General features: G+C 38.4%; 21 protein-coding genes. 7 read left to right on the top strand and 14 right to left on the bottom strand.

Annotated elements, in window-relative coordinates; genetic code table 11:
• Positions 1–19: 19 nt before the first annotated feature.
• Positions 20–511, bottom strand: coding sequence for a SixA phosphatase family protein (locus I6J03_RS12205; RefSeq protein WP_003011182.1), 492 nt, complete (start codon positions 509–511; stop codon positions 20–22).
• Between the two features lie 148 nt (positions 512–659).
• On the opposite strand from I6J03_RS12205, the gene I6J03_RS12210 reads away from it, so the two are divergent.
• Genes I6J03_RS12210 through I6J03_RS12220 form a run of 3 tightly spaced genes read left to right on the top strand, consistent with a single transcriptional unit; the run spans position 660 to position 4,233 of the window.
• Positions 660–1,892 (top strand): hypothetical protein, encoded by a 1,233-nt coding sequence (locus I6J03_RS12210; RefSeq protein WP_003011177.1) that lies wholly within the window; start codon positions 660–662, stop codon positions 1,890–1,892.
• A gap of 60 nt (positions 1,893–1,952) precedes the next feature.
• Entirely contained in the window at positions 1,953–2,984 is a 1,032-nt protein-coding gene (locus I6J03_RS12215) for a glycosyltransferase family 2 protein (RefSeq protein WP_003011174.1), read from the top strand.
• Between the two features lie 4 nt (positions 2,985–2,988).
• The gene (locus I6J03_RS12220; protein ID WP_201693705.1) at positions 2,989–4,233 is read left to right on the top strand and encodes a glycosyltransferase; all 1,245 of its coding nucleotides are present in this window, start codon (positions 2,989–2,991) and stop codon (positions 4,231–4,233) included.
• A gap of 6 nt (positions 4,234–4,239) precedes the next feature.
• Here I6J03_RS12220 and I6J03_RS12225 read toward each other — a convergent pair whose 3' ends face one another.
• Positions 4,240–6,240 (bottom strand): glycosyltransferase, encoded by a 2,001-nt coding sequence (locus tag I6J03_RS12225; RefSeq protein WP_003011166.1) that lies wholly within the window; start codon positions 6,238–6,240, stop codon positions 4,240–4,242.
• Between the two features lie 39 nt (positions 6,241–6,279).
• Positions 6,280–7,191 (bottom strand): glycosyltransferase, encoded by a 912-nt coding sequence (locus I6J03_RS12230; protein ID WP_201693706.1) that lies wholly within the window; start codon positions 7,189–7,191, stop codon positions 6,280–6,282.
• A gap of 70 nt (positions 7,192–7,261) precedes the next feature.
• On the opposite strand from I6J03_RS12230, the gene I6J03_RS12235 reads away from it, so the two are divergent.
• The 3 genes from I6J03_RS12235 to I6J03_RS12245 all read left to right on the top strand — a co-directional run bounded on the left by I6J03_RS12235 (position 7,262) and on the right by I6J03_RS12245 (position 10,130).
• Positions 7,262–8,395 carry a glycosyltransferase gene (locus I6J03_RS12235; RefSeq protein WP_157600586.1) on the top strand — a complete coding sequence of 378 codons (1,134 nt, stop codon included), beginning with the start codon at positions 7,262–7,264 and terminating at the stop codon, positions 8,393–8,395.
• Positions 8,396–8,436: 41 nt separating this feature from the next.
• Entirely contained in the window at positions 8,437–9,234 is a 798-nt protein-coding gene (locus I6J03_RS12240; protein WP_003011156.1) for a glycosyltransferase family 2 protein, read from the top strand.
• A 65-nt stretch (positions 9,235–9,299) separates the two neighbouring features.
• Positions 9,300–10,130 carry a glycosyltransferase family 2 protein gene (locus tag I6J03_RS12245; RefSeq protein ID WP_003011153.1) on the top strand — a complete coding sequence of 277 codons (831 nt, stop codon included), beginning with the start codon at positions 9,300–9,302 and terminating at the stop codon, positions 10,128–10,130.
• On the opposite strand, the gene I6J03_RS12250 is transcribed toward I6J03_RS12245, so the two are convergent.
• Positions 10,127–11,377 (bottom strand): glycosyltransferase family 4 protein, encoded by a 1,251-nt coding sequence (locus tag I6J03_RS12250; RefSeq protein ID WP_003011151.1) that lies wholly within the window; start codon positions 11,375–11,377, stop codon positions 10,127–10,129. The two genes, I6J03_RS12245 and I6J03_RS12250, sit on opposite strands and share 4 nt — an antisense overlap.
• A gap of 419 nt (positions 11,378–11,796) precedes the next feature.
• Here I6J03_RS12250 and I6J03_RS12255 point away from each other — a divergent pair, with 419 nt between their 5' ends.
• Positions 11,797–12,378 carry a glycosyltransferase family 32 protein gene (locus tag I6J03_RS12255; RefSeq protein ID WP_198137135.1) on the top strand — a complete coding sequence of 194 codons (582 nt, stop codon included), beginning with the start codon at positions 11,797–11,799 and terminating at the stop codon, positions 12,376–12,378.
• Here I6J03_RS12255 and I6J03_RS12260 read toward each other — a convergent pair.
• Genes I6J03_RS12260 through nuoH form a run of 10 tightly spaced genes read right to left on the bottom strand, consistent with a single transcriptional unit; the run spans position 12,375 to position 22,787 of the window.
• Positions 12,375–13,481 (bottom strand): glycosyltransferase family 4 protein, encoded by a 1,107-nt coding sequence (locus tag I6J03_RS12260; RefSeq protein WP_003011147.1) that lies wholly within the window; start codon positions 13,479–13,481, stop codon positions 12,375–12,377. The genes I6J03_RS12255 and I6J03_RS12260 overlap by 4 nt on opposite strands.
• On the bottom strand, positions 13,478–14,509 hold the full coding sequence (locus tag I6J03_RS12265; protein WP_003011146.1) for a glycosyltransferase family 9 protein: 1,032 nt from the start codon (positions 14,507–14,509) through the stop codon (positions 13,478–13,480). Before I6J03_RS12265 ends, I6J03_RS12260 begins: the two co-directional genes overlap by 4 nt.
• A gap of 1 nt (position 14,510) precedes the next feature.
• Positions 14,511–15,116 carry a DUF4254 domain-containing protein gene (locus tag I6J03_RS12270; protein WP_003011143.1) on the bottom strand — a complete coding sequence of 202 codons (606 nt, stop codon included), beginning with the start codon at positions 15,114–15,116 and terminating at the stop codon, positions 14,511–14,513.
• A gap of 42 nt (positions 15,117–15,158) precedes the next feature.
• The gene (locus I6J03_RS12275) at positions 15,159–16,646 is read right to left on the bottom strand and encodes an NADH-quinone oxidoreductase subunit N (protein ID WP_003011141.1); all 1,488 of its coding nucleotides are present in this window, start codon (positions 16,644–16,646) and stop codon (positions 15,159–15,161) included.
• A gap of 1 nt (position 16,647) precedes the next feature.
• Entirely contained in the window at positions 16,648–18,252 is a 1,605-nt protein-coding gene (locus I6J03_RS12280; RefSeq protein WP_201693708.1) for a complex I subunit 4 family protein, read from the bottom strand.
• A gap of 1 nt (position 18,253) precedes the next feature.
• Complete coding sequence (gene nuoL / locus I6J03_RS12285; RefSeq protein WP_201693710.1) at positions 18,254–20,293, bottom strand: NADH-quinone oxidoreductase subunit L; 2,040 nt, start codon at positions 20,291–20,293, stop codon at positions 18,254–18,256.
• 2 nt (positions 20,294–20,295) lie between these two features.
• On the bottom strand, positions 20,296–20,601 hold the full coding sequence (gene nuoK / locus I6J03_RS12290) for an NADH-quinone oxidoreductase subunit NuoK (protein WP_003011133.1): 306 nt from the start codon (positions 20,599–20,601) through the stop codon (positions 20,296–20,298).
• Positions 20,598–21,146, bottom strand: coding sequence for an NADH-quinone oxidoreductase subunit J family protein (locus I6J03_RS12295; RefSeq protein WP_003011131.1), 549 nt, complete (start codon positions 21,144–21,146; stop codon positions 20,598–20,600). Before I6J03_RS12295 ends, nuoK begins: the two co-directional genes overlap by 4 nt.
• A complete protein-coding gene (locus tag I6J03_RS12300; RefSeq protein ID WP_003011129.1) occupies positions 21,143–21,712 on the bottom strand; it encodes a 4Fe-4S binding protein in 570 nt (189 codons plus the stop codon). The genes I6J03_RS12295 and I6J03_RS12300 overlap by 4 nt, the downstream gene beginning before the upstream one ends.
• 1 nt (position 21,713) lies before the next feature.
• A complete protein-coding gene (nuoH, locus tag I6J03_RS12305) occupies positions 21,714–22,787 on the bottom strand; it encodes an NADH-quinone oxidoreductase subunit NuoH (protein ID WP_003011127.1) in 1,074 nt (357 codons plus the stop codon).
• Between the last annotated feature and the right edge of the window lie 28 nt (positions 22,788–22,815).

The following is a 22,815-nucleotide window of genomic DNA, read 5'->3' on the forward strand; positions in this document are numbered from 1 at the left end:
CTAAAGGTACAAAAAAGAATTAATCCAGAATCCGGGTAAGTGTACCTGTATTCACACTTAGATTGTTAAAATCAAAGCCTTCCGGCAATGTGATCTGTGCAACATTTGAAGTTTTTAACATGACTGGATTATCCGTTATGTAATCCACAGCATTTGATAATCCCGGATTGTGACCAAATAGTAAAACGGTATGTATTGTTGCCGGTACCTTATTAATGACCTCTAAGATATTAAAGTGATGAGATTCATAGATGGAGTCTTCCAATTGGATCAGATCTCTGCGATATCCCAATACATCCGCAAAAATCTGGGCTGTCTGCCAGGCACGATTAGCCGTAGAAGATATGAACAATGTATGCTCATCTATCTTTACAAGATATCTCAATTCTTGTGCAATACGATGTGCACGTTCTTCGCCCTTTTCGATAAGATTACGATCGAAATCTTGTTTGGCAAAAGAATGCTCTTCTGCCTTTGCATGACGTATGATAAAGAGGTTTTTAAGTTGCATTTTACAGTTTTGTCAAATTATAAAAAAGAATATCAGATATCAGGGATTTATTCTATTTTCGACAAAAAAATAGAATGCCTGATTTCTATGTTAAAGATATAGAAATGATCATTTGAAATAATAAAATTTTATTAGCCATTGTCAAAACATGTGGAGAAATAATTTCTTGGCCCTGTTGTGTTGTGCACTGCTTTTCGCATGTGCCAAATCTGAAGACTCATTTTATGCGGAGGATGTGCCTCCTCTAAAGGCTATTGTCCCAAAAGTAGATACCCCTGACTTTCTGCTGGATATCGGAAAAATCAATATACAGGTTACAGCAAATGGAAATTATGCAGGAAGTTTTGAGTCTGCATTTTTCAAAGATATATCAGGAACAAACAACAGTTACTGTCATCCGGACGTGCAATACTTTCCGAATGGATTTAACGGATATAAGTATTGGATGGTATTTACGCCATATTTCGGGTATGTCGGAACGACTCAGGAATCCAAGCGATATGAGAATCCAACAGTCGTAGTTTCCAATGACGGATTAAATTGGGTCAGTCCGCTGGGAATTATGAGTCCTCTGATGCGTACACCTTCAGCAAGAGAAAGTTTCCTGGAAAATAAACAAGATCCAAGACAGGGATTCTGGTCTGATGTAGACTGGGTATATGTCAATAATAAATTCTATCTGTATTACAGAGGAAGCTTTATTACAGCGCAGACTTTTAAAAATAAATGTGTAAAAAGTAAAAATAACACAGATAAATTAAAAACGAATGCACACAGAACAATTGTGCAACAGACTTCTGTAGATGGTATTCGCTGGACTCCTCTGGAAATTGCCTATACAAGTAATGCTCCTTTTTCACCTAAGAATAATCATGTGCTCTCGCCAACGATGATTCATAACGGAAGCCGGTTTGTTAGTTATGAGGTAGAGTTGAATACAGGAGATAAAAACTTTAAGGGGAAAGAACTGTCTTATATTATTCAAAGGATTTCTGCTGACGGCCTTAATTTTAGTCTGTTTAAGCAGAGTAAGATCGTGAATTTTGTGAATATGCCCTGGAAAAAGGTAGATGAAAATTATGCTCCATGGCATATTCAGGCTGCTTATGTAGATGGCTATTACTTTTTATGTCTGGCAGTGGGTAATGTTAAGAAATATACTGCTGATGCCTTGTATCTGGCTTATTCTAAAGACGGAATTAATTTTGTTGTTTTAGCTAAACCCATGGTAGAAAGGAATGTATACCGTTCAGCCATATTTCCGATGAAAAGCAATAATGAGACCATTGATTTCGGTGCTGTAATAGGATTTAAGTCTGGTGAATTTAAGTATCGGGAGTTCAAGCTTAATAAGCAGAAACTGGAAAGTGCTTTAAAATAGATCCTGTTTAAAGTTTTAAGTTTGTATTTTTGGTGTAATCTCAGAACATATATTTTATAAATGACAGGCTCCACCAATCATATTGCCGTTTCGATTATTGTACCTGTTTACAATGTAGCTCCATTTTTGGAAGAAACCATACAGAGTATCTTAACACAAAGTCTGCAGGAGTTTGAGCTGATACTTGTAAATGACGGCAGTACCGATGAATCAGCATTGATTTGCCAGGAATATCTAAGTAAAGACAAACGTATTCAATTTATAGATCAAAAAAACTCCGGAGTATCTATCGCCCGTAATAATGGTTTGCTTCAGGCAAAAGGCGAGTATGTGTTTTTTATGGATTCTGATGATACCATTGATCCTGAATTTATAAAATCATCTTATAATACGGGTAAGATGGAACGTGCAGATATAGTTGTTTTGGGTGAATTTTATACAAACCAGCTTCCGGATATTATGGCTTTGCCGACCTGCGGACAGATGTTGAGAATGGAATTCCTTCTTGATCACCCTGAAATCCGGTTTCCTGAAGGTCTGCAACCCTGTGAAGATGGATTATTCTCACACCAACTCCTGGCATTGACTACACGAATTGCGGCTAATCCTGATGCCATATATAATTACAGGTCGCATGAAAATCAAAATCATCATCGAATTCATGATAATTGTTGGGCTGTTCTGCGGCAGATACCAACCTGGTTTTTGATATTGGAAAACTTCTATAATACCAATAAGTTCTTTACTTCTCATAGTCAGCATTTAGCGCTATTTGTAGAGCACGAACCTTTTGGATTAAGGTATTTAGGATTGCCTTTAGATACTCAACAAAAATATTTTTTATTTGAATTGATCCGTAAATTCATGGCAGATCATGTCAACCCCTATCTTTCAGAAGTACATAAAAGTGAATTCAGCGAAGTCTTTCAATATTTTCTAAACGCAAAAGATCATGTTCAGTTTGACAGATATTATCAGCGCTATCTAAAAAGACGGGCAAATAAAAAGAAACTGCTTTTGTTTCTGGTAAAGCTAATGCCTGTTTCCGGATTGAGAAGAAATTGGAGACAGCGTATTCGTGAAAAGTATTGAGCATATGAAGATCTTATTTGTACAACATCTATATTTCCTGAACGGGTCTGGCGGAACAGAAAAAATTTGCTCCTTTTTAGCAAACGGGTTCGCTAATTCCGGACATGAGGTGATTATCGCTACTAATCAACATAGTGATGGTAAGCCAATGTTTGCATTAGAAAAAAATATAATAGTCACCAATATTTATGATGCTACAGTACCCCAACAGAATTTAAAAACATTGTATAACTATAAGGGTAAAAATCCGGTTCTATGGTTGATCAGTAAGATTAAAAAGAAGTCTTCAAAATTGTATAACAGTCTGCTCCGGAAAAAATTCGGCGGAGATGAAGGGATTTACAAATACAACCTGCTACACCGCTCCCGGCAATGGAAATCGTATCTGGATGGACTGCAACCCAATCTGATCATTACAATGTCGATCAGCTCTGTATTGGAAATCACCTATCAGAATACTATTCAAATTCCTATTGTTAACTCCGTGAACGGCAGGCCGGATTATGATTACAGCGATATTCTCGGATACAGAAGTCCCATTGAAATGAAGCTTCTGGAAGATTCTTTCAAAGAACTTTCTGCCATTCAGATTATGTTTGATAGTTATCGGGAATTTTTGCCAAAAGCATTTAGAGGAAAGTGTTGCATAATCTCCAATCCGGTTCCTCAAACGTTAGAAAGTGAACTGGTAGATCATTCAAAGTCAAAAGATACATATTGTATTATTCATGTCGGCAGATTAGATGATGATTGTAAGCAACAAAGTGTTGCAATAGATATTTTCAGTGAGTTAGCTTGCAGTTATTCAAACTGGAATTTGGAATTGTGGGGTTTGGGGGCTGATGAACAAAAACTAAAAGATAGAATTGAACAGCATAAATTAGAAGACCGTATTTTTCTGAAAGGATTTACTGAGGCACCTGTTGAGAAAATGAAGAACGCTGATATTTTTATTTTTCCAAGTAAATATGAAGGATTCGGACTTGCTTTGGGCGAAGCAATGTCTGCCGGTCTCCCTAGTCTGGCCTTTCGAAGCTGTTCCGGTGTAAATGAACTTATAGATAATGGAAAGACTGGCTTTTTAGCAGAGAATAGTCTTCACATGAAACAGCAGCTGGAACAGTTGATTCAAAGTGCAGAGTTAAGAGCATCTATAGGGCAACAGGCACATGAAGCAATGAAAGAATATGATCCAGACAGTATATTGGAAGCCTGGAAGAACATGATTTTAGGTCTGAAGAAAAACTAGCAGAGATCAGTATTTCTGTTCAATTTCCTGAATCTTTTTATATAAGTTTTCTTTTGAAAAGGGAGTAAGGCTGTTTTCTGAATTAGATTGAATATAGTGCCATATTTCTTTGTTCGTATAAAGTTGTATGATCTTAGCCGCAAATTCCTGTGCATCTTCTGCCAATAATGCATTTACATTATCTTGCAGATTCATTCCTTCAGCGCCGATCTTACTGGTTACCACCGGCATAAAATATTCAAAAGCCTGACCTATTTTTCCTTTCACTCCTGCTCCTGACCGAAGCGGAGCTACCATAAGGCGGTGTTTTCTGTAATGTTCATTCACATCAGGCACGTAACCATAAAAATGAATCTGCGGATGTTTAATTTCTTCCATCACGAGATTAAGATTCCCTACAATATGTAAGTGTATTTCCGGATGTGTGGACCAGATTAAAGGCATAATTTCGTGCGCCAGAAATCTAACTGCATCTATATTAGGATGATGCTGCGAGCCAATGAAGAATATTCCATCTCTTTCTTCAAAGTCCGGAATATCTGCAATCGTAGCTTTTGTATAATGAATGTTGGATATAACTACCATTTCATCTCTACCGGAGAATTCTCTCATATACTGGGCCTCCTGATCAGAAATAGGAACAATAATATCCGCCAGTTGGGCTGCTTTCTGCTCTTCCTTAAGATATTTTGCATAATTCTGAATGAAGTCTTTATTCTCAGGTTCATGTTCTAACGCTCTTTTATATCGGAGATGGTGGATGTCCACCATGTCAAATATGGTTTTGGCGTTAGGCCATTGTTCTTTTGCAGGTTTGTAATACCTCATAAAACAGGTAGAAGTAGAAAACCAACACAAAGGTGAGCTGAAATTCAGGCTTTTCAAGAAATCCGGCAGTTCGTTGAACAAACGGTAATCATAGATTACACAAACACCTGATCTGCGAAAATATTGACAGTAGCTATTATCTATTCTATTATGTCTGACGACCAAAGTAATGTGATATCCTAATTTATGAAAAGCAGCAATAATCTCCGTAAGCCTTAGGTCTCCGGAGTTATTGTCGAACTGAGGTATACGATCGTGAAAGAAAACAATATTTTTATTGTTATATAATTCCAGAACACGCTGTTGGGATGATACTGCTTTTATATTGCTCCGTGTTTCAGTCCAATTGGTTTTTAAAGTATCCGGCTTTTTGTCTGTTTGACCGGATTTCTTTTTAATTCTGGATTTATCAAAATGTATAACCTTTGAAAAAGGTGTGTAATATATATCTTTATTTTGAAGGTATTTAAGATTGAAACATATTTCGGAGCCTTCAGTACCCGGCATCTCGAGTTGCTCATCCAAAAGGTTAACTTCTCCATTGTCTGTTAATCTTTTGAACAGTAAACTGCAGTTTGGAGCATAATCAATTTTACGGACATAATTCACAACCGGATGATAGATGGCGGGATTATTAACTTCCTCAGATTGACTGTCTGCCAGAAATACACCTCCAGCTCCTTGTAAGGTTCCATCCGGATTAATAAGCATAGACGTTACTGCACCTACATTATTATTATTGTCAAATACATGTAGCAATTCATCTAAAAAGCCATCCAAGACTACAGTACGATTGTCTAATATATATACATAATCTCCTTTTGCATGATTAATACCTTTATTAAGGCTACTGATAAAACTAGTTTTTTCTGTGGCATCAATTAATTTTAAATTAGGTATATCCTGAAAAGCAGTTGTTTTTGTATTGTCAATAAGAATAAGTTCAAATGATACTCCGGGTAGGTGCGCAGCAATGGACGCCAGACACTTCCGGGTATATTGATCCTGATGGAATAAAGGGATAATAATGGACACTAGCGGTTCTTCAAATACAGGAAAGCTTATTTCATTTCCGGCAATAGAAAAGTAGTTCGAATCAATATATCGATATTCCTTTTTTAAATAATTAATATGCCGTCTTTTATGAATATAAGGTCTGAAGTATCTACGTAGTCCCATTTTTTAAGTTCTGTGTACTGATTATAATGTTAAAGGTTTCTAGTGGCTTTGTTGAAGGTCTAATTTGAAACCATCCCATATGCCTGAGAGCACTTTTTTTATGAACGATTTTTTTTCCGAAGAACTTAGGTCTTTTCTCCTGTAAACAGCTTTCATTAATCGCCATCTGTTTTTGATCGCTTTGTAAATATTACCTCCATATTTTCTACATAACCAGATTCTGTTTCGGGTCATATAGTACTCATAGGTTTCTCCACGGGAGCTATCTGTCTGATATGCTTTGACATCCGTATTGATAGCAATTTTCCATCTTTTAGACTGTTTGATACGATAACACCATTCAGATTCTTCGTAATACATAAAAAGGTGCTCGTACATAAAGCCCATATCTTCAAGTACTTCCCATCGGAAGAGCATGGCACTACCTGTTACATACTCCAGATTATAGTTTAATCCTGTTATAGATACATCCTGCAGTTCCAGTAAGCAGTTAACATGTCCCCCTTCAAATCCCCTTTTCGGTCTTAATATTCCTCCGTCTGAAAAAATCATGTTTTCTTTATCTTTAAACATGATTCGTGGTCCCACTACTGCCAGATCTGGATCCTGAGCAAGGTTGTTACATAATTCCGATATACAGTTGGCATCAATATATATATCCGGATTGAGGATCAAAAAGAAATTTTTGCCATCACTTTTTGCTTTTTTTATTGCCCAGTTATTGGCGTGAGCATAACCTAAGTTACTCCCCATCTCATGAAAAAAAAGGTTAGTATCCCTGCAAAATCCGGCAAGGTTCTGACCGTCAGATGAATCATTATCAATGATATAAAAACACGTCTTTTCTATACCTTCATCCAGAAGAGTATTGACCTGACGACGGACATCCATACTTGAATTATAGTTCAGAATAATTATTGCTAATTCTTCTAATATCTGATTTTTGTTCATATTTGCAATATTGCAAAATTAGTTAAATTAACGCTGTAAATAAATGTTCCATAAGAAGATTTTATATTTCATGCCTGAGAATCCTTTTTCCTCAGAAGCTGGTAATTTGACGAGATGTCGTCAAATCCTCAGCTATTTTGAACAGAGAAAAGAGAAAATGCAAGTTGATTTTATTTCATTTATAAACTGGAATGAGGAGAGTATAATTAAATTTAAAAATCATTATCCTAATATAAAATTAAGAATAGTACCTTTTAAAATGAAGAAAGGTAATATTATTCAGTATTTTTTAAATGATAAGCTTCAGAAGGAAATTAATAATATGCTGAAAGACAGTGATATAGATAGGGTTTCTCCTTATTTCAAAAGACAATTGAAGCGAATCATAGCTGAAGAACGTTATGATACGGTGATTATTAGTTATGCGGAGTATGGAAATGTGATCGATAAAGATATAAAAGCATATTCAATCATAGATACTCATGATTTTATTACATTACAACATATAGCAAAAGAGAGCAAAAGCAAATCTTCAAAAATGGGAAGCAGATTAGAATCCGAAATGAAGATATTAAAGAAATTTGATGAGATCTGGACGTATTCTGTGGAAGAACAGTTTATTTATGAGCAGTTTACGAAAAAGAAAGTCAGCTTGTTGCCAATCTCCTTTGATAGTAATAAAAGTAATATTGTATTAAAAGACAGAGTATACGACATACTTTATGTGGCTAGTGATAATTTTCATAATATCCGAAGTATGGAATGGTTTCAGGAATCAGTCCTGCCTTTAATCGGGCAATTCAAAATAGGAATTGTTGGGAAAATAGGACGTGTCGTTAAAGATGCAGATAATATTGTAAAGTTAGGTATGGTTGACGACTTAGAGAAAGTCTATCAAAATGCTAAAATCTGCATTTGCCCTATGTTAAGTGGTACCGGAATAAAGATTAAGGTTTTAGAAGCACTTTCTTACGGATTGCCAGTCGTCACAAACAGGAGGGGGATAGACGGTCTTATTAATAAAAGTCAAAACGGATGTCTTGTTGCTCAGGATCCTGCCGAATTTGCAAGTCGTATTATACAACTGCTAACAGATCACCAATATTATGAAAAAATATCCGATGAGGGGGATAACTATTTTAGAAATAATCATAGTCGTAAGCGTGAGGTGGAAATTTTGGATCGAATTATGTTGAATAATTAAGAAGGAATAAGATTTATGAAAACTACAGGATTAGCGAACATATGAAAGTATCATTAATTATATCTACATATAATTGGCCTGTTGCATTGTCATTATGCCTGAAAAGTATTCTTACACAATCCACTTTCCCGGATGAGATTTTGATCGCAGATGATGGCTCAGGAGAAGAAACTGCGGAGGTAATTAAGAGGTATCAACAGATCTTTCCTTTTCCTGTTATACATGTCTGGCAGCCTGACGAGGGTTTTCAGAAGACGAAAATATGGAACAAAACTCTGGTTCGCTGCTCAGGTGACTATATTGTACAGATTGATGGAGATGTGTTACTACACTCCTGTTTTGTTGAAGATCATATTAAGTTTGCTAAACCCAATTCATTTGTCAGAGCAAGTAGAGTTTATATGGACCAAGAATACTCTACAAAAAAGATCAGCGAGATGTCTGTAAACGTTAATCCTTTTTCTAAAGGTGTGTCTAATTTCTTCAGTGCTTTCCGGTTCCGTCCGTTTTGGAGCTTCTTTGAAACAAACTATAAAGTCAAAGGAAATGAAAAATGGGAAATACACGGATGTAATATGGCCTTTTGGAAAAAGGATGCAATTAAGGTGAATGGCTATAACGAAGATTTTGTCGGTTGGGGTCCTGAGGATAAAGAATTCATTGCCCGCCTTATGAACAGTGGGGTAAATAAAAGATTTCTGAAATTCGGAGGAATTGTATTTCATCTTTGGCATAAGATAAATACTAGAGAGAGGTTGCTAAAAAATGAAGAGCTCTTTGAGCTAACCAAACAAAAGAAACTTACCTATTGCAATAACGGTATTGATAAATATATATAAGCTGCCCCTAAATTAAGCTCCATTTATGGATTAGAAAGAATATCTTTGCGAAAAAACATCTTGTATTGGAAGTTTCACTGATTATAACCACCTACAACAGACCGGATGCACTGGAAGCAGTACTGGTTTCGGTTTGTGGATTGCATATCAAACCTCAGCAGGTAATTATTGCGGATGATGGCTCAGGAGAGGCTACTGCAGCTGTTATCGATAAGTATCAATCCATACTCCCTATTCCGCTATTACATGCCTGGCAACCTGATAACGGTTTCAGAGCTGCCGAGATCCGTAATAAAGCTCTGGCACTTGTTAAGTCTCCTTATGTTATTATAATAGATGGAGATATTATTCTGGATCCTTTTTTTGTGAAAGATCATTTACATCATGCAGAAAAAGGGTGTTTCCTGCAAGGTGGGCGTTTTTTGCTGACAGAGAAGAAAACGAAAGAAATTCTTAGTCAACCCCAAAGACCATTTGTCGCCAGATGGGGCGATCCGGATATTGAATACCGATTTGAAAAAAGATTTTTCGCTTTCAGAAACGCTCTGTTAGCAGGCTTAATTAAACGAAAAATCACATATAGTCATCATGCTATAAGATCCTGCAATATGTCTTTTTATTATGAAGATGTGTTGAAAGTAAATGGTTTTAACAATGATTTTGTAGGGTGGGGAAGAGAAGATAGTGAATTTGTAGAACGGTTATTCAATGCAGGTATTAAACGTATTAATATTAAATTTTCAGCTCTTGGATATCATTTGTATCATAAGGAAGAATCGCGGGCTTCCTTACCTCAAAATGATCATATTCTGAATGAAGCGATTGCCAATAAGACCACCTGGTGTGCGAATGGACTTAACCGCTTCCTGGATAAAGATGAAAATCCTATTTCTTAATTCCGTTCGGATTCTTTTATGTTATCGAAAACCTGTTGGTATTGTCTGATCACTTTATCCCAATTGTAATTGTCTTCCACGTATTTCTCTGCATTTTTGCGTATTTCTATGAGCTTTTCCGGATAGTTCACAACCATGTTTAAGATTGTTGTGAAACTGACAAATGAGCTATAGCACTGTACGGCTCCGTTACTTTTGCGCTCATGCTCTCTCATTACATTACATTTCTTGTTTGCAATAATAAATTTCCCTAACGACAAGGCTTCCAATGTTAAAAGGGAAAGACTTTCTACTGTCGAAGGGTTGATAATAGCCATGGCATGCATCATCAAATATGTTTTTACAGGCTCGGGAACAAATCCCATATATACAATTTCATCCGAGACAGTTTTTTCCATCATAATGTCTCCTGTCAGCACAAGACGCAAGTCTCCGGGATTCTGTTGCTTGTATTGCAAAAAGTCATTTATTAGAGAATTTAACTTTTCAGATGTTACACGTCCCGAATATAAAATATAGTGTTCAGGTACCGGATAGTTCTTTTTTATATTTTCTGCATTTTCAGGTTCTGACAGCGTAGTGCCTACTGCAACGACACTGTTTGGAGACATTTTATGCTGAAACAGCTGATGGCACATCTGGCGTTCTGTGTCCGTATTGAAGGCTATGAAAGCAGCTTTTGTAAAGGAATGGCTGTTGATGCTTCTGAACAGCATTCCTTCCAAATGTGCTGCAGGCATGAGTATAGATTTCTGCGGAGCCACCATTATTCCCAGTTGAGTAAGTGGATTTTCATACGAAAAGAATATAAGCGCATCATATTCGTGATGTCTGGCTTTTATGTAATCGATGAGATCTTTAGAATAAAACTTATGTAGTCTCATCAACTCATACTCTTCCGTGATCTTAAAGTTCCAAACAGGAAACAGTTTAAAAATAACTGAACTGAGCTTAAATCTGAAAATCAGCCGTCTTATTTTTCTGCTCCATTTTGCTTTTTTCTCTGCCTGCCGAAAGCGTTGATGATCATATTCCGTATTGCTGAAACGCAGAACCTTTATTTGATTTATTACTTCTTCACCCGTGGGAAATGGATTTTCAAAGCTGACATAATTTCGGATAGTGGTCGTCAATACATCTATTTCATTTTGTGGAGCTAATCTTTCAGCTAACATTCTACAGTGGAATTCAGCTCCGCCATTGATTTCTAATCCGTATCGTACTGTTATTAAACCAATTTTTCCCATTAATTATTGTCATTAGAATAAGTTGCGACTTTACCTCTGCAATGACCTTCTGTCTCGCCAGGAAAAAACAGGTCTTACACGCGCACATATCATGTACAAACTTAGATAAAGTTACCTGTATATACAATACGATAGGATTCTCTTAAAGAAAGACTTTCAAAATGAGGTTTTTATTTATGATATTTTGTAACAACAAAAATATGATAATAAGCCATTCTGAGTAGTCGGATTAAATGTTATCTTAGCAGGTAAATTGTGCTTAATTAGAGAGGGTTACAGTTGGAATGGAGTAAGAAATATATTCTTCTCATCATACAACATGTTAAAATAGAAGAAGGATGGCCATTCCCAAAATAATATATCAGACGTTTAAAACAGATAAAATTCCCTTACTAACCAGGTTTTATATCTGGAGATTTATGCGAAAAAATAAATCATTCAGTTATAAATTTTATGATGATACTGAAATTTCCCGGTTTATAGAAAAGAATTTTGACAAGCGAACTTCTGATGCCTATAATCTTCTTCAGATAGGGGCAGCAAAGGCTGATTTTTTCCGTTATGCGGTATTATATATACATGGAGGTATATATCTGGATCTGGATAGTGATCTTATTGCCGATCTGGATAAGTTCTTACTGGAAGACGATGTGGCCGTTATTACCAAAGAAAATGGTCGACATTTGTATGCGCAATGGGCACTGATCTATGATAAAGGCCACCCTTTTCTAAAACGTACAATCGATCTTATAGTACATAATATAGAAACAAATGCTTTTCCGCATGATGTTCACGCTATGACCGGTCCCACTGTGTATACCAAAGCTATATTAGAGATACTACAGGAATTTCCGGACACTGCCCGTAGAATAGTTGAAGATGACTATAAGGGTATTATGAAATTTAAGTATAAATTTGGAAAAATCCTGATTTACAGAGACCGGTCAAATCATTGGAAAAAGCTTCAGAAACGAATTCCTGTAGTAAAGCCAAAAGATTAAAGTTGACTATAAGATTTGATCCATTTTTGAGCTAAGACCTCATCATTAAATTGCTGTGCGTATGCCAATCCTTTTGTTTTCATTTCCTCCTGCATTTTCTCAGAACCAAGTACTGATTGAATAGCATAGCTCATCTGTTCGGCATCATTTACATTGATGTAATAAGAAAATGGACCGCCTGCTTCTGGGAATACTCCTGTACCATTGGTGATAACCGGAGTTTCTGAATACAATGCTTCAATAATAGGGATGCCGAAACCTTCAAATATGGAAGGATATACAAAAGCCTTTGCTGCGGTGTAAAGTATGGATAAGTCTCTCATAGATAATCCTTCCAGGAAGAAGACTCTTTTCTCCATCTTATGCTTTGTGATGTAGTTGTTAATTTCCTGCTGATATGCTGTTTGTCTGCCTACAATGACTAAAGGACAATCTACATCCTTTATCGCTTTGATAATAGACAGCGCATTTTTTCTCGGTTCAATAGTTCCTACGTTAAGGATAAACTCAGCCGGAAGTTGCAGTCTGTCTGTAAGCTGCTTTTGTTCAGACTTACTCTTCTTTATTTTAAATTCCGGATGACAACCCTGATAAATAACATCTACTCTCTCTTCCGGAATTTTGAAAAATTCCATAAGATCAAGTTTAGTCTGTTTGCTTATAGCTACGATCTTGTCCGTATTTGTACACGCATATTCGAATTTTTTGGTGTAGATTTTCCTGTCTAAGAAGCGATACAATTCCGGATAACGGATAAAGATCAGGTCATGAATAGTTACTACCGATTTAATACCTGTATTTTTTAGCCCGATCGGCAATTCGCCGGATAGTCCGTGGTAGATATCTATATTGTCTCTGACTAAATCTTTGATAATACCTTTGGTACGCCATAGATTGGGCAGAATGCTGTGAAATATTCCGGAAGGCAATCTGAAGTCAGATAATTTCTCCAATGCGGAATATTTGGAAGAAAGCTTGGGTGTATATAAAAGATAATCGTTTTCAGGAAAGTTTTCTGAAAGAATACGTATCAGATCACGACTATAGTTTCCTAAGCCCGTGTTATTATGAAAATATCTTTTAGCATCAAAACCTATTCTCATATCCCGGATATCCCTATTTTATCAATAACCATTTCAGGTGTTACCAAATCTATTGCTTCTATGCCGTCACAGTCACAAGGTTTATTACCATATACTGAACCTGGACGATTGGGGTGATCGACCTGAATACAATCCTCCAATACCTGTCCGTAACCTAAAAAACCTGCAAACGGATGTGTTGCTCCCCATATGGACAAGCATCTGATACCCATCAGAGATGCCATATGCATACCCGACGAATCCATACTGATCATCAGATTGAGGTTAGAAATAATCGCTAATTCTTCCTTTAAAGTAAATAATCCTATGGTATTATGTACATTTCTAAATTGACTTTCCCATTGGGTTGCTATCTTCTTCTCCTCGTTGCCGCCCCCGAATATAAAAGTCTCGTAGCCTTTTTCTGAGAGGGTTTGAATAACTTTACCCATCTTAGCTAACGGAAATACCTTGTAAGGATGTTGTGCAAACGGGGCAATTCCGATTTTAGCAGTTCCTTCATCAGCAAACATAGCTCTGGCCATTTGTGGAAGCTGCTCTTTTCGGGTAATCCTTGTATGAGAAAGGTGTATGGTAAAGCCTAACTTTCTAAAGACATCTGCATAACGCTCTGTTGTCTGTCTTAGTGGCTTTAATACTTTATCAACCGTCCTTGTAAGTTGTTTTTTTTCTTTCCGGCCCTTATCCAATCCAACTACGCGGGTACCTGACAACCGAAATAAAAAACCAAGTATCCGGGATCTCAGGTTGTAATGAAGGTCTGCTACAGCTGTAGCCTGATACTGATCCAGTTCTTTTTTTAGTTGTCGTATTCCCAAAATTCCTTTATGCTTACCTTTCGGATCGAAAGGGTGAAATGTAATTTGGGGGATCTCCTCAAAAAAAGCCCGGAAAAAAGGTCTGCTGACCATAATTAATTGCACTTCGGGATATTGCACGCAGAATTCCTTCAGTACAGAAGCAACCATAGCGACATCACCCATTGCTGAAAAGCGGGTTACAATTATTTTGGAGGGCAGATGCATCATATTATTTTCCTGCAGTATACAGCACGGGGTTAAGAGCAGGATCGTTATACATCTTCATCTGCTTATAAACTTTCATGTATTTATGGCCTTGCTCTATATCATTTAATAGTTCATCAATGCTCACGGAAAGATCTTTACGTTGTTCCAAAAGAATGTTGAGCTTTTGCTGACATGCTTCAATATGCTCAGCAGTTGCATCTGCACGCAAAGTTTCCTGTTCCATATGGTATATTTTCAAGGCCAGAATAGATAAGCGGTCAATGGCCCATGCAGGACTTTCTGTATTTACCTTTGCATCAGCCAGCGGTTGTATATCTGCGTATTTCTGAAGATAGTAGCTGTCTATATATTCAACAGTGTCCGTACGATATTGGTTTGATTGGTCGATGCGGCGTTTCCAGTACAAAGCATCCTTCGGATCGATTTCAGGATTACGGACCACGTCTTCCATATGCCATTGTACAGTATCAATCCAGCATTTGAGATATAATAAATGTTCCAAAGATGTTTTATCATAAGGATTCTCAATAGGATGATCTATGGCATCATTTACGTGATAATCTTCGATCGCACGTTGAAAAATCGGATTTGCAATTGCACTTATCATGATGCAAATATAAGATATTAAAGAATAGATTGGAGGGTCAGATTACAGCAAACGATCTAATAACATATCCGGGAATATCCCTAAAATCAGGATCAGAAATGTACATATTACAGCAATAACCAGTAGTGTAGACCATTTCAACGGCTTAGTTACTTCCTGTTCAGCTGTTCTTAAAAATCCCTGCAATGGAATTTTGAAATAGAAAAATAAGGAAATAACAGCCGTCAGTGCACCCACTATCAAAAGGATCATCAACAAGGCATAGTTGTCCTGTTGATAGACTTCAAAAACACTGGAGAATATCAATAGCTTCCCGATAAATCCGGCAGTCGGAGGAAGCCCTATCAGTGATATAAGTACGATAGTGAAACTCACGAATAATACGGGATACACTTTGCCGAGACCGGCATAGGAAGTAATTTCCGTATTACCTTTGATGCGTTCCAGCTGGTCGATAAAGATAAAGGACGCCAGATTCATCAGCGTATATACGATAAGGTAATACATCAGTACCTGAGGCTGATGTGAAGTATAGACCAGTACCATCATCAGCAGAATACCCGTGTGGCCAATAGAAGAATAGGCCATCATACGTTTGATGTCCGTCTGTCTTAAGGCTGCTAAATTACCAATCAGCATGGTTGCTATTGCTGCAATAATCAGGATGTAATAGAAGAAGTCCGAAAAATAAAAAGGAGTATCCGACCAGGTGGTGTAAATACGTGTCAGGAATACAACGACTGCAATTTTAGGAACTGTTGCCAGAAAAGCGGTTACAGGGGTAGGAGCGCCTTGATACACATCGGGACTCCAGATATGAAAAGGTACGAAACTGAGTTTGAAGCCAATCCCTGTAAAGATAAACAGCAGAGCTATACTAACTATGGTTTCAGGCGCATCAATCAAACCTTTGATATGATCAGTAGAATTGAAGGTCAGGCTTCCTGAAAAACCATAAAGTAACGACAATCCATATAACATGACGGCGGCACATACTGATCCGAACAATACATATTTCATTGCTGCTTCAGACTCTTTCCGCTTCTGAGAGAGAAAGCCGACCATCACATAGGATGCAATAGATAGTATTTCTATACTGATAAAGACTAAAAGCCAGTTGTTGGTCATTGTCAGTACATTCATTCCGATTATACTGGCAATCAGTACAGGATATATATCGGCAGATCTTTTCCGATAAGAATAATAGCTGAAATATTGTTGGATAAAGAGCAGAAGAACAAGAGAAGCTACTGCAATGAGCAGGCGTGCATAGACGGAGAACTGATCGATGCTGATCATTTCAAAAAATGCAGGTGGTAATTCCTGTCCGCTCTGTTGACACAGAGCATAGATTGCACAGGCTATTCCGGCAACGCTGATCGCAAAAGAAGACTGTCTCCATATCCGGTCTGTAAATAAGGACGCACAGATACTGAGTACAAAAGTCAGAATAAGTGCAATCTCAGGCCCTAATACAGAGACACTGCCAATGACATGATCCAGAATATTGCTCAGATTGTTACTTTCCATATTAACCGATATATTGGTGAAGAATGGATACAAAATGAAGAACAGAGGTATTCATCTTATCAAAAATTAGAAACGGAAAAATTCCGAGGACCAATGCCAGTGCGATAGTCGGAAACAAGATGATCTGTTCTCTGAGGTTAATGTCTGTTAATTTTGAGACCCAGGATTCACCACCCTTCAGGCGGGTTTGTCCAAAAAACATCCGTTGTAATGTCCACAGGAAGTAGGCTGCACTTAACAGAATTCCTATAGAACCTGCGATAGCCATCCATCTCGGTAGAGCCGATCCTATACTGGCTGCATTGAATGTCCCGATGATCACAAATGCTTCTCCGATAAAAGCCGAAAATCCGGGCAGACCAAGAGAGGCAAAGAAAGCTATAGCCACAAAAGCTGTATATTTCGGCATAATGGTCGCCAACCCTCTGAAATGATAGATATAACGGTCATGCACACGGTCATACACCACACCCACCAGAAAAAACAGAGCTGCGGACAGGAATCCGTGACTTATCATCTGAAACATAGCACCCGAAATTCCTTCTGTTGTCAGCGAAGCGATACCTAATAATACAAATCCCATGTGCGATACCGATGAATAAGCGATCATGCGCTTCAGATCTTTCTGTGCCAAAGCATTCATTGCACCGTATAAAATGGATATCACGCCTATAAGTCCGATCCACCAATTGGTCTGTACTGCAATGTCCGGGAAAATGCCATAGCAGATACGGATTATTCCATAGCCACCGATCTTCAGCAATATTCCGGCAAGGATGATGGAGATCGGAGTAGGAGCTTCTACGTGTGCATCCGGCAACCAGGTGTGTAAAGGCACAATAGGTACCTTGATCCCAAATGCAAAAAACAATACAATAAATCCTACAAGCCTTGTAGACCATCCAAAGATAGTGGAAAGGCTGTCAGGGGAAAAGAATCCTCCTTCTACATAATTGTCCGGATTCATCATAGACAACATATTGAAGGTGTATGCACCTGTCACCGGATTGGTAACCGAAAAATAAAGACCCACAATGACAAGTAGCATGAATACCGAACCAAACAGCGTATAGATGAAAAATTTGATTGCTGCATATTCTCTTCGTGTTCCGCCCCATATTCCGATAAGAAAATACAACGGAAGGAGCATCACTTCATAGAATACATAAAAAAGGAAAAAATCCAGTGCACAGAAAATGCCCATTACTGCCATATTGAGTACCATCAGTAGGGCAAAGTATCCTTTAGGACTCTTCTGTATATTCCAGGAAGCGCCTATAGCCATGAGCATCACAAAAGCGCTTAGCAATACCAGCGGTAAAGAAACACCGTCAAGCCCCAGGAAATAATCTATTTCTAACTTGCCAATAGTGCCAAGATCAAGACGGATCCAGGAAAGCTGTTCGACAAACTGATAGCCTTCTACTGTATTAATCCCTGTTCGTGTAGCATCAAAATGAATATACAGATAGCCTGCTATGAGTAACTGCACAACTGTAAATGCCAGAGCAAGGTATTTGTATGAGTTGTTCCATTTTGTCGGAAGCAGCAGTATGAAGGCTGTTGCGATTAAAGGAAGAAATATGATGAGCGTAAGTAATCCCATTTTATTTTATGATCAAATAAACTAAACCAATCAAAACCACGAAAAACACCGAAAACAGATAATACTGCAGACGGCCATTCTGTATGTGACGAAACACATTTCCAAGCCAATAGGCTGTTTTAGCCACCAAATTGACAAAGCCGTCCACAAGTACCCGGTCAATCCAGTTAATGACAGCTGAGAAACGTAATATAACAATAGAAATCAGGTGAACAATACCATCCACGATATTTCGGTCAATCCAATAACAAATTTTTGCCAACTTTACGGTACCATTCACGAAAACAAATGTATACAGTTCATTTAAATACCCTTGTTTTAAAGAAGCTTGTATTAATCGGTGTTGAGGATTGAACGGATATTCATTTTTGACATACCACTTATAACCGACCCACCAGCTTCCCAAAGCGCCAAGCGTAAGGATAACCGGAATAACAAGGTGTGCTAATGGGTTGGTAGCATAAGGATATTGATCCAGCAACCCGTCCACAATCCAGGCATGATGGTAAGACAGCGGATTGAAGGAGAAAATTGGGAAGAAACACCATAGTGCCAGAAAAAACATGGGAATAAGCATCATCTTTGGTGCTTCATGCATAGGTGCTGTCAGCGATGAAGGCACACGTAGCTGTCCGAAGAAAGCTTTAAAAATTAATCTCCCAATATAGAATGCTGTCAGGATACTGACTACGATCAATACTACAGGAATAATATGATAGACTGCTCCATGTGTACTGCTCCATTCGAATGCTGAAATAACAATGCTGTCTTTGGACAGATAGCCCGATGTCAGCGGGAATCCTGATAAAGCTAGCGAGGAGAGTGCCATCAGTGCAAATGTCTTAGGCATATACTTGCGGAGTCCTCCCATATTTCGAAGGTCCTGCGCATCAAAATCCTGCTGGCTCTTTTCTTTAAGATGCACCATCTCATGGATTACAGCTCCGGCACATAAGAATAGCAGACATTTAAAAAATGCGTGTGTCGCCAGATGGAAAATTGCTGCATCCCATGCGCCTATACCTATACCCACCATCATATATCCCAGCTGAGATATAGTAGAAAAGGCCAGAATTCGTTTGATATCATATTGTGCCAATGCAAAATATGCCGCACTTGCTGCTGTCAGGGTTCCAATTACAGCAATGACAAGTAATACGGTTTCATTAAATAATGGAAACAGTGTCGCCATTAAAAATACACCGGCTGCTACCATAGTAGCAGCATGAATAAGAGACGATACAGAGGTAGGACCTTCCATCGCATCCGGAAGCCATACGTGTAAGGGAAATTGAGCAGATTTAGCCATAGCTCCGATAAAGAAAGCTATCCCGGCTGCTGTCAACCAACCTGCAGGCATAGTATTATTCATTGGAGATATCCATTGGCCATCACTTAATATGGCCTGATATGCCAAACCATCGGAACCAAATAATTCCACGAGATTTAATGTGCCAAACTGACTATATACAATAGCAATACCGGTTAAAAATCCCAGATCACCAATACGGTTAATAATAAATGCCTTTTTGTTTGCCTGCGCTGCTGACTCTTTTGTAAACCAAAATCCAATAAGCAGATACGAGGCAAACCCGACCAGCTCCCAGAAAATGTACATCAGCAACAGGTTATTCATCATCACCAGACCCAACATGGCAAAACAAAATAAGCTCAGATACATCCAGTAGCGATGAATACCTTTATCCCCGTGCATATATGATCTGGAGTATAAATGTACCGGAAGTGCTATAACAGGTACAATCAGCAGCATCAGTGCGGTGAGATTGTTGAGCAAAATGCCTACTGTAAATGTTTTATTGCCTATCGTAAACCAATCGGTCTGAATGTGGACTGTACGGTAGTTCCAGATTTCAACAAATGTCAGAAGACCAAAAAGAGCGCTTAAGGCTATTGCAATAGCCGGAATAATACCGGACTGTGCTCGTTTTCCTAAAAGTGCCTGATAGAGAAAAGCCGCAAAAGGCAGTGCTAAAGTAAGCAGTGCAGTAGTAACGGGCGATATGTCAGCAAAGTAATTCAATACTAATCTTTTAATTCCTGTACCTGATCCGGATTGATTGTGTTATAATGGCGATAGACATTCAGAATAATCGCCAGACCTACAGCTACCGCTGCAGCTGCGAGTACGATAGCAAATAATGCGAAAACCTGTCCGCCGTAATTGATTTTATCATAACGACCGAATGCTACAAAATTAAGAATCGCCGCATTGATCATCAGTTCAATACCCACCAGAATCATAATCGCATTTTTTTTCGACAGGACTGCATACAGACCAATACAGAATATACACGCACTCACGACCAGGAAATGAGTTAAAGTAATCAAAATTTATCCTCCTTTCTGGATAAGTGAGCAGCACCGATCAATGTCATCATAAGGAAGATACCAATGAGCTCAAAAGGAAGAATATATTGTGTCATAAACTTGAATCCAAGTTGTTGAATATTATTGTCCGATGGATGGATCAAGGTGTTGTTAATTCGTGCCTGCTCGATCCATGCAGGCACCTCGGACTGCCATTCTACTACAGCTGTGATCATAATAATCAAAAAAACCGAACTAAGAATCAAAGACTGCCAGTTAGGCAAAGTCAGAAACTTACCGGAAGCATGTTGCAGATCTTTGAGCAATTCCTTGTTGGACAACATAAATGCAAAGATCATCAGGATCAGTACACCACCTACGTATACCATGATCTGAGTGATCGCTACAAAATCTGCAAGAGCAAAGAGGTAAAGTCCGGCCATAGCAAACAAGACAATGAAAAACAAGAAAAGTGCCCTTGCAGTATTTTTTAGGTTAACCACCAACAGCGCCGAACCGATAGCCAGTGCTGCGAAGGCATAAAACAAAAGTTCTTCAAGTGTCATGATTGTTTTTTTGCAGCCTCCTTCTCTGCCTGAAATTTGGTCCACTCTTCTTTACGTTGTGCTACTTCTGTGTCTGACATATCCGAGAACCCATAGATAAGGTCCGTCAGTTTGGATGTGCTGCGGTCATACTGATTGGTCATGGTGATGCATTCTGTAGGACATACAACAGTACAAAGACCGCAATACATACATTTGGCCATATCGATGTCGAATTTCTCCGCATAAAGACGTTTTACACTTCCGTCTGAAGTTTTTCCGATCGCTTCCGGTGATTTGATAGACAGTATATCTATACAATCCACAGGGCAGGCTTTGGCACAAAGATCACATACGATACAATCGTCTATCTCCACCTCCAACTGATAACGGGCGACTTCAGGAATAGGCATTTTCTGCTTAGGAAACTGTACCGTAGCTACCCCGTCCTGCTTGTCAAAATAATGATCTTTTGTGATGTCGAGCTCATGACGTGCACGACGGGCACCAATGAGGTGCCTTACAGTCAAAGAAAGTCCTTTGACAGCCGTGAGTAATGCATTTATGGTCGTCTTTATCAACATCATATTAATTCATAACAATTAATCTCCATATTCCTGAGATCGCCATACAGACAAACGCTGCAGGGATCAGTATTTTCCAGCATAATGCCATCAACTGATCTGCTCTGAGTCGTGGAAGTGTCCATCTGATCCACATCTGTACACCGACGATAAGCAGTGATTTGGCCAGTGTCCAGAAGATTCCCCACCATAATCCGGTGGTCCAGGTAGCCAATTTCAAGGCTCCGATATTGGGCAGAGGTGTATTCCATCCGCCAAGGAAAATAACAACCCCCAGCATGGCTACTAAAAACATCATGGCATATTCCGCAAGGAAGACAAATGCAAATTTGATTCCCCCGTATTCGGTATGAAAACCTCCGATGAGTTCAGATTCTGCTTCCGGAATATCAAACGGAGCTCTGTTACATTCTGCTAATGTGGCTATAAAGAAGATAATATAAACCACTAAGAGATGCGGAGCCTGAAAGATGTTCCAGGCAAATATTCCTCCGACTGTATTGACTTCCCAGAATCCCAGAAACTTAATGTTTTCTGAAGACAGGATTCCCTGGTTTATACCGATTTCATTGAGATTCAGCGTCTGCGTAATCATCACAGCTGCAATCAGAGACAATCCTACCGGAATCTCGTACGATACCATCTGTGCTATGGCGCGGATAGAGCCTAATAAGGAGTACTTATTATTGGATCCCCAGCCAGCCATAAGTATACCTATTGCATCAATAGAAACAACCGCCATAATAAAAAACAGTCCGGTATGTGTATCAGCAGGAATAAATCCCGGAGCCCAGGGCATTACACTGAAACCAATAAAAACAGCAATAAAGATAATAACAGGAGCGGCGGCGAACAATATTTTGTCTGCGGCAGAGGGAGTAATAAATTCTTTTTGGAGGAGCTTCAGAATATCTGCTATTGTCTGCAGGCTTCCGAATTTTCCGGTTTCCATGGGGCCGAGACGATCCTGTACAAAACCGGCAATTTTACGCTCCGCATATACCGCAAACAGCGTGAAAATAGCAATAAAACTAAAAATTGCTACAGGTACCAGTATATCGATTAACAGGTCGGTCAAGTTTTTTAGAATAATTCTTAATTAGATT

The organism is Sphingobacterium spiritivorum (genome assembly GCF_016724845.1).
GTDB classification, from domain to species: Bacteria; Bacteroidota; Bacteroidia; order Sphingobacteriales; family Sphingobacteriaceae; genus Sphingobacterium; species Sphingobacterium spiritivorum_A.

What these genes read in the sequence shown, in the direction of transcription:
- I6J03_RS12205 (WP_003011182.1), bottom strand. Translation starts at nt 511, where the DNA reads ATGCAACTTAAAAACCTCTTTATCATACGTCATGCAAAGGCAGAAGAG.
- I6J03_RS12210 (WP_003011177.1), top strand. Translation starts at nt 660, where the DNA reads ATGTGGAGAAATAATTTCTTGGCCCTGTTGTGTTGTGCACTGCTTTTC.
- I6J03_RS12215 (WP_003011174.1), top strand. Translation starts at nt 1,953, where the DNA reads ATGACAGGCTCCACCAATCATATTGCCGTTTCGATTATTGTACCTGTT.
- I6J03_RS12220 (WP_201693705.1), top strand. Translation starts at nt 2,989, where the DNA reads ATGAAGATCTTATTTGTACAACATCTATATTTCCTGAACGGGTCTGGC.
- I6J03_RS12225 (WP_003011166.1), bottom strand. Translation starts at nt 6,240, where the DNA reads ATGGGACTACGTAGATACTTCAGACCTTATATTCATAAAAGACGGCAT.
- I6J03_RS12230 (WP_201693706.1), bottom strand. Translation starts at nt 7,191, where the DNA reads ATGAACAAAAATCAGATATTAGAAGAATTAGCAATAATTATTCTGAAC.
- I6J03_RS12235 (WP_157600586.1), top strand. Translation starts at nt 7,262, where the DNA reads ATGCCTGAGAATCCTTTTTCCTCAGAAGCTGGTAATTTGACGAGATGT.
- I6J03_RS12240 (WP_003011156.1), top strand. Translation starts at nt 8,437, where the DNA reads ATGAAAGTATCATTAATTATATCTACATATAATTGGCCTGTTGCATTG.
- I6J03_RS12250 (WP_003011151.1), bottom strand. Translation starts at nt 11,377, where the DNA reads ATGGGAAAAATTGGTTTAATAACAGTACGATACGGATTAGAAATCAAT.
- I6J03_RS12255 (WP_198137135.1), top strand. Translation starts at nt 11,797, where the DNA reads ATGCGAAAAAATAAATCATTCAGTTATAAATTTTATGATGATACTGAA.
- I6J03_RS12260 (WP_003011147.1), bottom strand. Translation starts at nt 13,481, where the DNA reads ATGAGAATAGGTTTTGATGCTAAAAGATATTTTCATAATAACACGGGC.
- I6J03_RS12265 (WP_003011146.1), bottom strand. Translation starts at nt 14,509, where the DNA reads ATGATGCATCTGCCCTCCAAAATAATTGTAACCCGCTTTTCAGCAATG.
- I6J03_RS12270 (WP_003011143.1), bottom strand. Translation starts at nt 15,116, where the DNA reads ATGATAAGTGCAATTGCAAATCCGATTTTTCAACGTGCGATCGAAGAT.
- I6J03_RS12275 (WP_003011141.1), bottom strand. Translation starts at nt 16,646, where the DNA reads ATGGAAAGTAACAATCTGAGCAATATTCTGGATCATGTCATTGGCAGT.
- I6J03_RS12280 (WP_201693708.1), bottom strand. Translation starts at nt 18,252, where the DNA reads ATGGGATTACTTACGCTCATCATATTTCTTCCTTTAATCGCAACAGCC.
- I6J03_RS12295 (WP_003011131.1), bottom strand. Translation starts at nt 21,146, where the DNA reads ATGACACTTGAAGAACTTTTGTTTTATGCCTTCGCAGCACTGGCTATC.
- I6J03_RS12300 (WP_003011129.1), bottom strand. Translation starts at nt 21,712, where the DNA reads ATGATGTTGATAAAGACGACCATAAATGCATTACTCACGGCTGTCAAA.